General features: G+C 63.4%; 13 protein-coding genes. 7 read left to right on the top strand and 6 right to left on the bottom strand.

The window, feature by feature from the left end; genetic code table 11:
- Positions 1–11 precede the first annotated feature (11 nt).
- On the bottom strand, positions 12–1226 hold the full coding sequence (locus ACTORR_RS08595) for a class I SAM-dependent methyltransferase (RefSeq protein ID WP_054885028.1): 1215 nt from the start codon (positions 1224–1226) through the stop codon (positions 12–14).
- A 72-nt stretch (positions 1227–1298) separates the two neighbouring features.
- Complete coding sequence (locus ACTORR_RS08600; RefSeq protein WP_054885029.1) at positions 1299–1916, bottom strand: TPM domain-containing protein; 618 nt, start codon at positions 1914–1916, stop codon at positions 1299–1301.
- 185 nt (positions 1917–2101) lie between these two features.
- On the opposite strand from ACTORR_RS08600, the gene bglX reads away from it, so the two are divergent.
- From bglX to ACTORR_RS08620, 4 genes are all read left to right on the top strand, one after another.
- Complete coding sequence (gene bglX, locus ACTORR_RS08605) at positions 2102–4393, top strand: beta-glucosidase BglX (RefSeq protein ID WP_054885089.1); 2292 nt, start codon at positions 2102–2104, stop codon at positions 4391–4393.
- Between the two features lie 143 nt (positions 4394–4536).
- On the top strand, positions 4537–6294 hold the full coding sequence (locus ACTORR_RS08610; protein WP_441343619.1) for an ATP-binding protein: 1758 nt from the start codon (positions 4537–4539) through the stop codon (positions 6292–6294).
- Positions 6288–7622: a sigma-54-dependent transcriptional regulator gene (locus tag ACTORR_RS08615; protein ID WP_054885030.1), complete on the top strand. Its 1335-nt coding sequence runs from the start codon at positions 6288–6290 to the stop codon at positions 7620–7622. The genes ACTORR_RS08610 and ACTORR_RS08615 overlap by 7 nt, the downstream gene beginning before the upstream one ends.
- A gap of 257 nt (positions 7623–7879) precedes the next feature.
- Positions 7880–9199 (top strand): MFS transporter, encoded by a 1320-nt coding sequence (locus tag ACTORR_RS08620; RefSeq protein WP_099815645.1) that lies wholly within the window; start codon positions 7880–7882, stop codon positions 9197–9199.
- A gap of 67 nt (positions 9200–9266) precedes the next feature.
- Here the strand turns inward: ACTORR_RS08620 and ACTORR_RS08625 are convergent, their stop codons facing one another.
- Positions 9267–10019 carry a COG4705 family protein gene (locus tag ACTORR_RS08625; protein WP_054885031.1) on the bottom strand — a complete coding sequence of 251 codons (753 nt, stop codon included), beginning with the start codon at positions 10017–10019 and terminating at the stop codon, positions 9267–9269.
- Between the two features lie 353 nt (positions 10020–10372).
- Between ACTORR_RS08625 and ACTORR_RS08630 the strand changes: the two genes are divergently transcribed.
- Together ACTORR_RS08630 and ACTORR_RS08635 are read left to right on the top strand one after the other, a co-directional pair.
- Positions 10373–10699 carry a hypothetical protein gene (locus ACTORR_RS08630; protein ID WP_054885032.1) on the top strand — a complete coding sequence of 109 codons (327 nt, stop codon included), beginning with the start codon at positions 10373–10375 and terminating at the stop codon, positions 10697–10699.
- 100 nt (positions 10700–10799) lie between these two features.
- Positions 10800–11405, top strand: coding sequence for a flavin reductase family protein (locus ACTORR_RS08635; RefSeq protein ID WP_286935588.1), 606 nt, complete (start codon positions 10800–10802; stop codon positions 11403–11405).
- Here the strand turns inward: ACTORR_RS08635 and ACTORR_RS08640 are convergent, their stop codons facing one another.
- Complete coding sequence (locus tag ACTORR_RS08640; protein ID WP_099815646.1) at positions 11406–11639, bottom strand: hypothetical protein; 234 nt, start codon at positions 11637–11639, stop codon at positions 11406–11408.
- Positions 11640–11684: 45 nt separating this feature from the next.
- Positions 11685–11978, bottom strand: coding sequence for a putative quinol monooxygenase (locus ACTORR_RS08645; protein ID WP_054885035.1), 294 nt, complete (start codon positions 11976–11978; stop codon positions 11685–11687).
- A gap of 202 nt (positions 11979–12180) precedes the next feature.
- Here ACTORR_RS08645 and ACTORR_RS08650 point away from each other — a divergent pair, with 202 nt between their 5' ends.
- Positions 12181–13101: an AraC family transcriptional regulator gene (locus ACTORR_RS08650; protein ID WP_286935587.1), complete on the top strand. Its 921-nt coding sequence runs from the start codon at positions 12181–12183 to the stop codon at positions 13099–13101.
- Between the two features lie 135 nt (positions 13102–13236).
- Here ACTORR_RS08650 and ACTORR_RS08655 read toward each other — a convergent pair whose 3' ends face one another.
- Positions 13237–14874, bottom strand: coding sequence for a 5-guanidino-2-oxopentanoate decarboxylase (locus tag ACTORR_RS08655; protein WP_286935586.1), 1638 nt, complete (start codon positions 14872–14874; stop codon positions 13237–13239).
- Positions 14875–14941 lie beyond the last annotated feature (67 nt).

The following is a 14941-nucleotide window of genomic DNA, read 5'->3' on the forward strand; positions in this document are numbered from 1 at the left end:
CCGAGCTGTAATCAGATCAGCTTATCCGCCCGCAACAGGGTCTCCAGGCAATGCTCCTGCACCCCGTAAAACGCCTTGAGCTGTTCGATCTTCTCCAGCAAGGCTGCGTTGTCCCCCACCTGCCGGCGCTTCACTGCAAGAATCATCTTGTTCTTGTTGGTGTGTTCCAGGGAGATGAACTCGAACACCTTGGTCTCGTAGCCACAGGCTTCCAGATACAGCGCACGCAAACTGTCGGTGAGCATCTCGGCCTGCTGCCCCAGGTGCAGGCCGTATTGCAGCATTGGCTGCAGCAACCCGGGGCTGTGCAGTTGTGGGCGGATCTGTTTGTGGCAGCATGGCGAACACATGATGATCGCGGCGTTGCAGCGGATACCCGTGTGGATGGCGTAGTCAGTGGCGATATCGCAGGCGTGCAGTGCAATCATCACCTCGATGGCCTCGGGCACCACACTGCGCACGTCGCCGCACTGGAATTCCAGGCCCGGGTGCTCCAGGCGTTGCGCAGCGGCATTGCACAGGTCGACCATGTCCTGGCGCAATTCCACCCCGGTCACCTGCGCCTGGCGGGACAGGGTATTGCGCAGGTAGTCATGCATGGCGAAGGTCAGGTAGCCCTTGCCCGACCCGAAATCAGCTACCCGCAGCGCCTGATCAGCCGCCAGCGGGGCGTTGGCCAGGGCATGGTCAAAGACTTCGATGAACTTGTTGATCTGTTTCCACTTGCGCGACATGGACGGGATCAGTGCACCATGGGCATCGGTCACGCCCAGGTCACGCAGGAACGGCCGCGTCAGCTCCAGATAGCGTTTTTTCTCGCGATCATGGCCGCTATTGGCAACCGCTTCGCGGGGGGCCTGCGCGCCGTGGCGCTGAAGCATCGGCTTGCCCTTCTTGCTGAAGGTCAGCTGCACTTCGCCGTCTGCATCGAACAGGTGGGCGTTGCGGAAGCTTGCCGGCAGCAACTCGGCGACCAGCGCCTGGGCCTGGTCCAGCGGCAGGTTGCGGGTGATGTCGCGGGTCTGGTGCCGGTAGACCAAGGACAGCTGGGCCTGGCCCTTCACCTGCAAAGGCTTGGCGATGATGCGCTGCAAGGTCTGATCGGCACCGACATGGCGCGCCAGCACCAGCTTGACCAAGGTGCTGCCGTGCAGCGCGGCACTCAGCAGGTCGAGGAACTGGGCGCGGGCATCCGGCGCGGGGGAAGCGGAAGTACTGGCGGACATGGAAAACGGGTGCCTCGGATAGCAGGGGCGCGTTGCGCAATGCCGCGCATTCTACACCCTGCAGCCGCCGCTTCAGTCGAGAATCACCAGACGGTTGGGCAGTTCGTTGCGTGCATGGGTGCGAGGCACCTGTTGGCACAGCAGTTCGCCGCAGGCTTCGATGCATTCGACAAAACCCTGCAAGGTACGCCCTTGGCGCACCTGCTCGGCCAAACGCGCAACCATCGCCGCCCGGACCTGCGCATCGAGATGGCGATCGATCCCCTGGTCGACGAGGATTTCCACATGCCGCTCCGCCTCGGCGACAAAGATCAGTACCCCCGTGGCGCCCTCCGTGCGCTCCAGGTTCTGCTCTCGAAATTGCTGGCGCGCCAGGCTCGAGGCGCGCCAGCGGCGCAAGGTGGCCGGAATCAGCCACGCAGCCACACGAGGGCTACGCAGCAACAGGCAAAGGCCGATGAACAACAGCACATTGGCTACCAGCAGCCCACGCACGCCCGGCCAGCCCAGCAGCCAGTGCAGCAGGCCAGGCACGGCCAGCGCCAGCACCGCAGCCCAGAACAGCGGCAGGTAGGCGTAATCATCGGCCCGCCGCGCCAGGACGGTTACCAGTTGCGCGTCGGTGCGCCGCTCGACGCGGGCAATGGCTTCGGCCACCTGGCGGCGTTCGTATTCGTTGAGGGGCGTCATGCCTTCGGTCTCTCAAGCGTTCTTATAGTTGTTTTCCCGGCACTCGGGGCTTCCTCCGCAGCCGACATATTCAGGCATAATCCGCTGCTGGATGAATTACCGGCGAATCGTACAACAATAGCCGCCTGAAAACTTCGGCCATGCACGTATCCGTTGGGTACGGCAAAGCCTCGACAATGGAATTGATGATGAAACTGTCTTTGCTGGGCCTGGCCATGGGCCTTGCCAGCCAGGCGGCCCTTGCCGCCCCATCCGCCCCGCCCCTGCAGGACAAGCAGGCGTTCATCGATCATCTGATCAGCCAGATGACCGAAGCCGAAAAGATCGGCCAGCTGCGCCTGATCAGCATCGGCCCGGACATGCCCCGCGACAAGATCCGCGAAGAAATCGCCGCCGGGCGCATCGGCGGTACCTTCAACTCGCGTACCGCCCCCGAGAACCGGCCGATGCAGGACGCCGCCATGCGCAGCCGCCTGAAGATCCCGATGTTCTTCGCCTACGACACCATCCATGGCGAGCGCACCATCTTTCCGATCGGCCTGGGCCTGGCCGCCAGCTGGGACATGGATGCCATCGCCAAGGTCGGCCGCACCTCGGCCATCGAAGCGTCGGCCGACGCCCTGGACATGACCTTCGCGCCAATGGTCGACATCGCCCGCGACCCGCGCTGGGGCCGTACCAGTGAAGGCTTCGGCGAAGATACCTACCTGACCTCGAAGATCGGCCAGGTAATGGTCCGCTCGTTCCAAGGCAGCAGCCCGGCCAACGCCGACAGCATCATGGCCATCGTCAAGCACTTCGCCCTGTATGGCGCGGTGGAAGGCGGGCGCGACTACAACACGGTGGATATGAGCCTGCCGAAGATGTACAACGACTACCTGCCGCCCTACCGCGCCGCGCTCGACGCCGGTGCTGGCGGGGTGATGGTAGCGCTGAACTCGATCAACGGCGTGCCAGCCACTTCCAACACCTGGCTGATGAACGACCTGCTGCGCAAGCAATGGGGCTTCAAGGGCGTGACCATCAGCGACCACGGCGCCATCCAGGAGCTGATCCGCCACGGTGTTGCCCGCGACGGCCGCGAAGCTGCCAAGCTGGCGATCAAGGCCGGCATCGACATGAGCATGAACGACACCCTGTACGGCGAGGAACTGCCAGGGCTGCTGAAGTCCGGCGAAGTGACCCAGCAGGAGTTGAACCAGGCCGTGCGCGAGGTGCTCGGCGCCAAATACGACATGGGCCTGTTCAAGGACCCGTACGTGCGCATCGGCAAGGCCGAAACCGACCTGAAAGACTACTACGCCGAAGACCGTCTGCACCGCGACGTCGCCCGCGACGTGGCACGCCGCAGCCTGGTGCTGCTGGAAAACCGCAACCAGACACTGCCGCTGAAAAAGGCCGGTACCATCGCATTGGTCGGCCCGCTGGCCGATGCGCCGATCGACATGATGGGCAGCTGGGCCGCCGACGGCAAGCCGATGCACTCGGTCACCGTGCGCGAAGGCCTGCGCCGCGCCGTCGAGGGCAAGGCGAAGCTTGTGTATGCCAAAGGCTCAAACGTCACTGGCGACAAGGCGATCCTCGACTACCTGAACTTCCTCAACTTCGATGCCCCGGAAATCGTCGATGACCCACGCCCTGCGGCCGTGCTGATCGATGAAGCGGTCAAGGCTGCCAGGCAGTCCGATGTGGTCGTGGCCGTGGTCGGTGAGTCCCGTGGCATGTCCCACGAGTCGTCGAGCCGAACCACCCTGGAAATCCCCGCCAGCCAGCGCGAGCTGATCAAGGCCCTGAAAGCCACCGGCAAGCCGCTGGTACTGGTGCTGATGAACGGCCGCCCGCTGTCGATCAGCTGGGAGCGTGAACAGGCCGACGCCATCCTCGAAACCTGGTTCTCCGGCACCGAAGGCGGCAACGCCATCGCTGACGTGCTGTTCGGCGATTACAACCCGTCGGGCAAGCTGGCAATCACCTTCCCGCGCTCGGTCGGGCAAATCCCGATGTACTACAACCACACCCGCATCGGCCGCCCATACACCCCCGGCAAGCCAGGCAACTACACCTCGCAGTATTTCGAAGAACCCAACGGCCCGCTGTACCCGTTCGGCTATGGCCTGAGCTACAGCAGCTTCGAGCTGTCGGGCCTGGCCCTGTCGAGCAAGGACCTCAAGCGTGGCGACACCCTGGAGGCCAAGGTGACGGTGAAGAACACCGGCAAGCTTGACGGCGAGACCGTGGTGCAGCTGTACCTGCAGGATGTTTCGGCGTCGATGAGCCGCCCGGTCAAGGAGCTGAAGAACTTCCAGAAGCTGCTGCTCAAGGCCGGCGAATCGCGGACCTTGTCCTTCCGCATCAGCGAGGAAGACCTGAAGTTCTACAATGGCCAGCTGCAGCGGGTGGCCGAGCCTGGCGAGTTCAATGTGCAGGTCGGGCTGGACTCCGAGGCGGTGCAACAAAAGAGTTTCGAACTGCTGTAACTGAAAGGTTGCCTGTACCGGCCCTTTCGCGGGCTTGCCGCTCCCACAGGTACTGCACAAGCCCATTGGGCTGTGAGTATCCTGTGGGAGCGGCAAGCCCGCGAAGAGGCCAGGCCTGATATCCCTGAATCCGGATCCGCCCCATGCCCTTGTCCTTTCGCGCCCTGCGTCTGGGGCTGATCACCCTGCTCATCGTACTCGGCACTGTGCTCAGCGCCGGCTGGGCCATGCACCAGGCCAAGCGCCAGGCCATGGAAGACGACGCCCGCCGCGCCAGCCAGCAACTGGTGCTGTACGCCAACGCCCTGCACACCCTGATCGATCGCTACCGCGCCCTGCCCGCCGTGCTGGCACTGGACCCGGAACTGATCGAGGCCTTGCGCGGCCCGGTCAGTGAGCAAACGCAACACGCGCTCAACCTCAAGCTCGAACGCATCAACGGCGCCGCCAACTCTTCTACCCTGGAGCTGCTCGACCGTACCGGGCTGGCCGTGGCCGCGAGCAACTGGCGCCTGCCGACCACCTACGTTGGCTCCAATTATGGCTTTCGTCCCTACTTCAAGCAGGCCCGCAGCCAGGGCAGTGGCCGCTTCTATGCGGTTGGCGTGACCAGCGGTGTGCCGGGCTATTTCCTGGCCAGCGCGGTCAGCGATGAACAGGGGCGCTTCCTCGGCGCCATGGTGGTCAAGCTGGAGTTCCCCGAGCTCGAACGCGAATGGCGCCAGGGCAGTGACATCCTGCTGGTCAGTGACGCCCGGGGCATCACCTTCATCGCCAACCAGGAAGGCTGGCGCTACCGCCAACTCAAGCCACTCACAGGCGCCGACCGCGCCGAGCTGGCCGAAACCCGCCAGTACGACAAGCAGCCGCTGGTGCCGCTTCAGCATCAGGTGCTGACTCGCTTCGCCAGCAACAGTCATCTGAGCCGGGTGCAGAGCCCCGATGGCAGCGCCGAATTCCTTTGGGAGAGCCTGCCGCTGGAAGGCGAAGACTGGACCTTGCACCTGCTGCGCAGCCCCCAGGTCGAAGCTGCCGGTCGCAACGCTGCACTGGGTGCTGCAGCGGTGTGGCTGAGCCTGGTGTTCGCTGCGCTGTTCGTCAGCCAGCGTCTGCGCCTGGCGCGCCTGCGCCAGCGCAGCCGCGAAGAGCTCAAGCGCCAGGTCGAGCAACGTACGCGCGAGCTGCGCACCGCCCAGGAAGGCTTGGTGCAAGCGGCCAAACTGGCTGCCCTGGGGCAGATGTCGGCGGCCATGGCCCACGAGATCAACCAGCCGCTGACGACCCAACGCATGCAACTGGAAACCCTGCGTCTGTTGCTTGACCACGGCCGTTACGACGACGCGCGCAAGGCCCTCGAACCGCTGGAGCAAATGCTCACGCGCATGGCTGCCCTGACCAGCCATCTGAAGACCTTCGCCCGCAACAGCCCGGTCGGCCTGCGTGAACGCCTCGACCTGGCCACCGTGGTCGACCAGGCCCTGCACTTGCTGGACACTCGCATACGCAGTGAGGAAGTCGAAGTGGCCCTGTACCTGGCACGCCCGGCCTGGGTCCGGGGCGATGCCATCCGCCTCGAACAGGTATTGATCAACCTGCTGCGCAACGCCCTCGATGCCATGGCCGACAAACGCTACAGGCGCCTGGAGGTCCGCATCGAACCGGATAATGGGCAGTGGCGCCTCAGCGTGCTGGACTCCGGCGGCGGCATTGCCGAAGCTGACCTGGCCAAGGTCTTCGACCCGTTCTTCACCACCAAGCCGGTAGGCGAAGGCCTGGGCCTGGGCCTGGCGATTTCCTATGGCATCATCGTCGAAGCTGGCGGCCAGTTACACGCCGAGAACCTGCCGGGCGGCGCCCGGTTGAGCATGACCCTGCCCCGTGACCTGGAGCCTGTATGTTGAATTCAGTGATCGTCGTCGATGATGAAGCCAGCATCCGCACGGCGGTCGAGCAGTGGCTAAGCCTGTCGGGCTTCAGCGTGCAACTGTTCGCCCGTGCCGAAGACTGCCTGGCCCAGCTGCCCGCGCATTTTGCCGGGGTGATCATCAGCGACGTGCGCATGCCGGGCATGGGTGGCCTGCAGCTGCTCGAACGCCTGCAGGGGGATGACCCGGACCTGCCGGTGATCCTGCTGACCGGCCATGGAGATGTGCCGATGGCGGTCGAAGCGATGCGCAACGGCGCCTATGACTTCCTGGAAAAGCCGTTTACACCGCAACATTTGCTGGGCAGCCTGCGCCGCGCCCTGGAGAAACGCCAGCTGGTCCTGGAGAACCGACGGCTGCACGAGCAGGCCGACGTCAAGTCACGCCTGGAAACGACCCTGCTGGGCATGTCCCAGGGCTTGCAGCAGTTGCGCCGACAGGTGCTGGACCTGGCCAGCCTGCCGGTCAATGTGCTGATCCGCGGCGAGACCGGTAGCGGCAAGGAGCGCGTAGCGCGTTGCCTGCACGACTTCGGCCCGCGTGCCGAAAAACCGTTTGTCGCGCTCAACTGCGCGGCCATCCCTGAAGCGCTGTTCGAAGCCGAACTGTTCGGCCACGAAAGCGGCGCCTTCACCGGCGCCCAGGGCAAACGCATCGGCAAGCTGGAATACGCCAACGGCGGTACGGTATTCCTCGACGAGATCGAGAGCATGCCGCTGGCCCAGCAGGCCAAACTGTTGCGGGTGATCCAGGAGCAGAAGCTGGAGCGGCTGGGGGCTAACCAGAGCATCAGCGTCGACTTGCGGATCATTGCCGCTACCAAGCCCGATTTGCTTGAAGAAGCCCGTGCCGGGCGTTTCCGCGAGGACCTGGCCTATCGCCTGAACGTGGCGGAACTGCGCCTGGCGCCGCTGCGTGAACGGCGTGAGGATATCCCGCTGTTGTTCGAGCATTTCGCCCGTGCGGCCGCGACCAAGCTGGGGCGCACGGCGCCCGCTCTGAGCGGTGCGCAACTGGCGCAGCTGCTGTCCCATGACTGGCCGGGCAATGTGCGTGAGCTCGCCAATGCCGCGGAGCGGCATGCCCTGGGGTTGGGTTCGCCGAACATCGAGGTAGCGCCTGCCGGTCAGTCGTTGGGTGAACAGATGGAAGCGTTCGAGGCCCAGTGCCTGCGTGCTGCCTTGCGCCAGCATGCGGGGGAGATCAAGGCGGTGATGGAGGCCTTGCAGCTGCCTCGGCGCACGCTGAACGAAAAGATGCAGCGCCACGGTTTGGTCCGCGAGGCATTCGTCGAGCGGGAATAGGCGGAAATCCGCTTATCGACGGATCTTGATCGGCGAAAATCCGCTTATCCCTGCGCGATTTCGGGGGCTGCTGGGCAGCCCATCGCGGGCACGCCCGCTGCCACAGGGAACTGCGCCGCGCCAGGTAACACGCGGTTCCCGTGACGCTGCAACGCCCCCATTTGGATCGCTACGCACCCATTTGGCACACCTTCTGCTATTGCCCAGGCAAGCTGCGCTTCGGCGCGCTCCACAAAAACAACGAGAAGGTATCCCTGATGGATAACGCCACCTCCCTGCCAGCCGGGGCGGCCGTCACGCCCGCCGCTGAAAAAACCACCGCCAGCCGCCTGAAGTCGATCTTCAGTGGTTCCATCGGCAATATGGTCGAATGGTACGACTGGTACGTCTACGCCGCGTTCTCGCTGTACTTCGCCAAAGCCTTCTTCCCCGCCGGCGACTCCACCGCCCAGTTGCTCAACACCGCTGCGATCTTCGCCGTGGGCTTCCTGATGCGCCCGATCGGTGGCTGGCTGATGGGTCTGTACGCCGACCGCAAGGGGCGCAAGGCTGCACTGATGGCTTCGGTGCTGCTGATGTGTGCCGGCTCCCTGGTGATCGCCCTGACCCCCGGCTATGAAACCATCGGCGTCGCCGCGCCGATCCTGCTGGTCATCGCACGCCTGATGCAGGGCCTGTCGGTGGGCGGCGAATACGGGACCTCGGCCACCTACCTCAGCGAGATGGCCAGCAAGGACCGCCGTGGCTTCTTCTCCAGCTTCCAGTACGTGACGCTGATTTCCGGCCAGCTCATCGCTTTGGCGGTACTTATCATCCTGCAACAGACCCTGACCACCGAGCAGCTGTATGCCTGGGGCTGGCGCGTACCCTTCGTGATCGGTGCCCTGTGCGCAGTGGTTGCCCTGTACCTGCGCCGCGGCATGGAAGAAACGGCGTCTTTCACCAAGAAGGAAAAGGCCAAGGAAAGCCTGATGCGCACCCTCATGCGCCACCCCAAGGAGCTGCTGACCGTGGTCGGCCTGACCATGGGCGGCACGCTGGCCTTCTACACCTACACCACCTACATGCAGAAGTACCTGGTCAACACCGTAGGCATGAGCATCAGCGATTCGACCACCATCTCGGCGGCCACGCTGTTCCTGTTCATGTGCCTGCAGCCGGTGATCGGTGGCCTGTCCGACAAGATCGGCCGTCGCCCGATCCTGATCGCTTTCGGCGTGCTCGGCACCTTGTTTACCGTGCCGATCCTCAGCACCTTGCACACCATCCAGACCTGGTGGGGCGCGTTCTTCCTGATCATGGCAGCGCTGATCATCGTCAGCGGCTACACCTCGATCAACGCAGTGGTGAAGGCCGAGCTGTTCCCTACCGAAATCCGCGCCCTGGGTGTTGGCCTGCCGTACGCGCTGACCGTGTCGATCTTCGGCGGCACCGCCGAGTACGTGGCGCTGTGGTTCAAGAGCGTCGGCATGGAAAGCGGCTTCTACTGGTACGTCACGGCGTGCATCGCTTGCTCGCTGCTGGTGTATGCGACCATGAAGGACACCAAGCAGCATTCGCGGATTACCACTGACTGAATGCCATTGCGTAATGTAAAAGGGCGCCTTCTCGAGGGCGCCCTTTTTATTTGTCAAACACCCGTAATCAGGACATTTCCAGCACCTGGCGCGGCTCACGCTTCTGGGACCAGCTCGCCATCAGCACCAGCACCAGCAGCACACCGCCCAGCACTGCGGAAGAACCGATGGTGCCGAAATCCAGCCCGCCCTTCTCATGCGGCTTGGTCAGGACGTCGCCAAGGGTCGCGCCGAACGGACGGGTCAGCACGAAGGCCACCCAGAACAACACCACACCGGGAATGCGCGTCCAGTATCGGGCCAGTACCACCAGAGCGATGGCACTGCCAACCAGCAGTGCACCGCCAGCAAAGCCCAGACCTGAGTCATCCGCCAGGTAGTCACCCAGCGCGGTACCCAGGGTGTTGGAGAACAGGATGGCGATCCAGTAATAGATTTCACCGGTGCGGTTCTTGATGCGGGTGACGTCGAGTGGGTTGCCGCTCAGGCGCCAGACCAGGAAGGTCAGCAGCAGGATGCCGATCAGGATTGCCGAACCCGCGGCATAACCCAGGCCCAGGGTGCGGTCCATGAAGTCAGACATGGTGGTGCCAGCCGTGCTGGTGGACAGAATCACCAGCCAATACAGCATCGGATGATAACTGCGCGAAAACAGCTGACCGAACAAGGTCACCAGAAACACGCTGATCAGCACCATCGAACTGACGGCATAACCCACGTTAAGGGTCATCGACAGCAGATCACCGGCAGTTTCGCCAAGGGTGGTGGCGCAGATCTTCATGACCCAGAAGGCCAAGGTGATTTGCGGGAGTTTGTTCATCGTTTGCCGCTCCGGAATTGAGTGCGGCGATGGTGCTGAGCAGCGCCTGAAAAATCGGTTGGCGATATATGAAAAAAGCGTTCATACGCTGTTACAAATTAAGATTTTGCGTTCTTAACCAGCGATTAATCCACCACCCGCAATCTGCAGTGGCTGGCGAAGCATTGCGCTCGCCTGGGCATAACACACCTCATCGACAAGCTTGAGCAAACGCTGGGCGGCAAAGCGCACGGCCTAAATATCTACTAATTCGATTTTTAAACGCTATTTTTTGCGCTTTTTAATCAATTTAATAGGCGTAGCATTAACCCCATAGAAACAAACAACCTCTCGAATCCAAAGGAGCAACAACCATGAAAAGCAAACTGATCCTCACCCTGGCCCTCTCGGTATTCGCTGCTGGCGCTTTTGCCGAAGATGGTTTTGATCGCACCAATGCCCACACTTTCGCCGCCGCTCAATCTCAATCGGCCAGCTACGCCGAAGACGGTTTCGACCACACTGGCGCACAACGCTTCGCCGAAGACGGCTTCGACCGCACTGGCGGCCAACGCTTCGCCGAAGACGGCTTCGACCGCACTGGCGGCCAACGCTTCGCCGAAGACGGCTTCGACCGCACTGGCGGCCAACGCTTCGCCGAAGACGGCTTCGACCGCACCAACGCCCACCGCATCAGCTAACCCTGTTGTGCGCTACCAGCCCGGCCTCGGCCGGGCTTGATCATTTCCAGACGGCCGAAGGCTTGGCACGCTAGGCGCCTCGTTCCAAGGATGCTGGCAGATGTACTACTACGAACCCGCCAAAGGCCACGGCCTGCCCCACGACCCATTTAATGCCATCGTCGGCCCGCGCCCGATCGGCTGGATCTCCTCACAGAGCCGGGACGGCCAGCTGAACCTCGCGCCGTACAGCTTCTTCAATGCCTTCAACTACATTCCACCGATCATCGGGTTCTGCAGCGTCGGGCGCAAAGACAGCCTGAACAACATCGAGCAGACCGGTGAGTTCGTCTGGAACCTGGCTACCCGGCCACTGGCCGAGCAGATGAACCAAAGTTGCGCGGCCGTTGCCGCCGATATCGACGAGTTCGAACTGAGCGGCCTGACTGCGGTGGCATCGAACATCGTCAAGGTGCCGCGCGTTGGCGAAACGCCAGTGGCCTTCGAATGCAAGGTGAGCCAGATCGTCCAGCTCAAGCGCGCCGATCAGGCATTGGTGCCGAGCTGGTTGATCCTGGGTGAAGTGGTGGCGGTGCACATCGCCGAACACCTGCTGAAGAACGGTATCTACGACACCGCTGCCGCCGAACCGATCCTGCGTGGCGGTGGCCCGGCGGATTACTTCGAGTTGGGCAACCTGTTCAAGATGGCTCGCCCACAGGCCTGATCACCAGATCAGTTCGCCTTCCTCGCCCACGCCCTGCAGGCGTGCGAGCTCGGCGCAGGCGGCTTCGTCAGCCGCCACGGCGCTTTTGAACACTTGTTCGTCGAGTACCTTGTGAAAGCGCGGCGCGCCGCCCATGCCCAGGGCCTTGACCGCGATAGCGGCGTGATAGCCGCCGCCTTCCACCGGGACCATCGCCGAAACCGCTTCGAAATGCGGGAATTCTCTACGTGCCATGTTGCCTTCCGCCTGTTGATCGAAGGGCGGCATTCTAACCGTGTTTCAATCGAAGGTATGCAAGTCGAGGCTGCTGACGACCTGCGCCTGGACCAGTTCACCGAACACATCCAGGGTAGGTGAAGCGAAATAACCACTCATCGCCTGCTGATCTCGCCAGCTACCGCTGAGCAGCCACAGGTCGGCGTCGGCCTGGGAACGCTGCACGCTGAAGCTCAGGCAACCCGGGGTACGTAATGACGGCTCCAGCAGGTCGCGCAGGCGGGCGCCGAGTTCTGCGGAGCGACCGCTGCTGGCACGGATGAAAGCCAGATGGGTGACCGGTTGTCGTAGGGTCATTGCACGATCTCCTTGAAGCAAGCGGGCGGAAATACCAGGCTGCCAAGATTAGGGGCTGGCGCACGCGACGCGTTAGGCCATTACTGCTCGGCGATTGCCTGATCCTGCAGCGCGGCAGGATCAGGCAATCGACGTGCAGCTTTCGACTAGCGCCTGTCATTGCCCAAACCTATGCTGCGTCGGTCAGCAGAGGAAAGCCATCATGACCACAGCCCGGTCCATCGACCCGACACTGGAAGTACAACGCCAGGAACTGGCCGACCTGATCCGCAGGCACGCCGGTGAACCCTACGGCCCCGCCTCGGCCATCGACGACCTGTATCTGGTGCGCTACACCGAAAACGTCCGATCGGTGCCGACCCTGGCACAACCGGCGTTGTGCATCCTGGCGCAAGGCAGCAAGAGCCTGTTCCTCGGCGACGAGCAATACGCCTACGACCCGTTGCATTACATGGTGGTGTCGGTGACCTTGCCGCTGAGCGCGGTGCGGCTGGACGCCAGCCCGGAGCACCCCAGCCTTGGCTTGCGCATGGACCTCGACCCGGCCGAAATCAGCCAGCTGATCGCAGAGAGCGGGCCGATGCTGGTGCCCAACCTGCCCTCCGGTCGCGGCCTGTATGTGGAACGCACCGATCCGCAGCTGCTCGACGCGCTGCTGCGGCTGGTCCGCTTGCTGGATGCCCCGCGCGACATCGGCATGCTGGCGCCGCTGATTCGTCGCGAGATTCTTTACCGCCTGCTACGTGGGCCGCAGGGTTATCGCCTGTACGAAATCGCCTTGGCCAACAGCCAGACCCACCGGGTGAGCCAGGCCATTACCTGGCTCAACCAGAACTTCCAGCAGCCGCTGCGCATCGAGGACCTGGCGCGCGAGGTCAACCTCAGCATCTCGACCCTGCATCACCGCTTCAAGGCCGTGACCTCAATGAGCCCGCTGCAATACCAGAAGCAACTGCGCCTGCAGGAAGCGCGGCGGCTGATGCTCAACGACGGCCTGGAAGCAGCGGTGGCGGCCTACCGGGTGGGGTACGAAAGCCCGTCGCAGTTCAGCCGCGAGTACAGCCGGCTGTATGGCGCACCGCCGATTCGAGATGTGGCGCGGTTGCGCGCCAGCGCCGGTTGAAGAATCACGTGAACCTGCACCGGCCTCTTCGCGGGTAAACCCGCTCCCACAGGATCACCACAAGCCTTGAATGCTGGGGAGTACCTGTGGGAGCGGGTTTACCCGCGAAGAGGCCCGGGCAGGAAAGACGCTATTTCACTCCACCACTGAAGCCTGCCACTGGTTCTGGTCGACCTGGATCAAGGTCGGGCCCTTGCGCGCCACCGCCTTGCCAAGCGCAGCCTGCAGTTGCGCGACATCGGCCACGTGCACAGCCTCGGCACCCAGCGCCCGTGCCACGCCGATGAAGTCTGGGGTATGGATATCCACCCCGACCGGCTCGATCGCCCGATTGACCATGTACTTCTTGATTTCCTCGTAACCCTGGTTGTTCCACAGCAGCACGATCAGCGGCACCTGCGCCTCCACCGCGCTGGCAAGCTCTGGCAGGGTGAACTGCAGCCCGCCATCGCCAATCAGGCAGACCGCTGGCGCACGCTCGGCCGCTTGCTCGGCGCTGCCCAACCAGGCACCCATCGCCGCTGGCAATGCATAACCCAAGGTGCCGTAGCCGGTCGAGGCATTGAACCAGCGGCGCGGCTGATCCATGTCCAGGGTCAGGTTGCCGGTGTACACCGGCTGGGTTGAGTCACCAACCAGAATGGCGTTGGGCAGGCTTTGCAGAATGCTGTTCAGCAGGCGTGTCTGGCTCAGCGTCGGCTGGTCCCAGCCCGTTGCCAACGCTTCGCGCAGGCGCTGCGCACGGGCAACGCCCCAGCCCTCGGCACACACCGGTGCGGGTAGCTGACGCAAGGCCTCAAGCAGGGATTGCGCAGCCAGTTCGGCATCCGCCACCAGCGCCAGTTCCGGCAGGTAGTTGCGTACGGTCTGGTCCGGGTCGATGTCGATGCGCAGCAGGCTGCCGGGAATCTTGAAGCCGCCCTTGAAGGTCACGTCATAGTCGGTCTCGGCCAGTTCGGTGCCGATTGCCAGCACCACATCGGCCTCTTCCACCAACTCACGGGTGGCGACCAGCGATTGGGTCGAACCGATCTGCAGCGGGTGGTTGGCTGGCAGCAGGCCTTTGGCATTGATGGTCAGTGCCACCGGTGCGTGCAAGTGCTCAGCCAGCAGCGCCAGCGGTGCGCCCGCAGCCAGCGCGCCACCACCGGCCAGGATCAGCGGCCGGCGGGCATTGGCCAGGCGTTCGGCCATGGCGGCTACAGCCTGGGGTGCAGCACCTGCGCGAGCACTGCGCACAGGGCGGCCAGGCAGCAGGTGGTCGGCGGGCTCGACCAGCACGTCCAGCGGGATCTCGATATGCACCGGGCGCGGGCGGGCGCCATCGAACACGGCAAAGGCGCGAGCCAGCACCTGCGGCAGGTCATCGGCACTCATCAGCGTCTGCGAGAACGCTGCAACGCCCGACACCAGCGCTGCCTGGTTCGGCAATTCGTGCAGCTTGCCGCGGCCACCGCCCAGCTGATCGCGCGACTGCACGCTGGAAATCACCAGCATCGGGATCGAATCGGCATAGGCCTGGCCCATGGCGGTGGTGATGTTGGTCATCCCGGGGCCGGTGATGATGAAGCACACGCCTGGCTTGCCACGGGTACGCGCATAGCCATCAGCCATGAACCCGGCGCCCTGCTCGTGGCGCGGGGTGATGTGGCGGATCGACGAGCCCGCCAGGCCACGGTAGAGCTCCACGGTATGTACGCCGGGAATGCCGAAGACATGGTCCACGCCATAGCCTTCAAGGAGTTTGACCAATACTTCGCCGCAGGTTGCCATGGGGTTTCACCTAAGATCTTGTTGGGGGGAATCTTGTTGCAATCTGCGCCCATTGGACCCAAGGCAG

Origin of the sequence: Pseudomonas sp. SAR267, assembly GCF_052077595.1 — a bacterium.
GTDB classification, from domain to species: Bacteria; Pseudomonadota; Gammaproteobacteria; order Pseudomonadales; family Pseudomonadaceae; genus Aquipseudomonas; species Aquipseudomonas vlassakiae.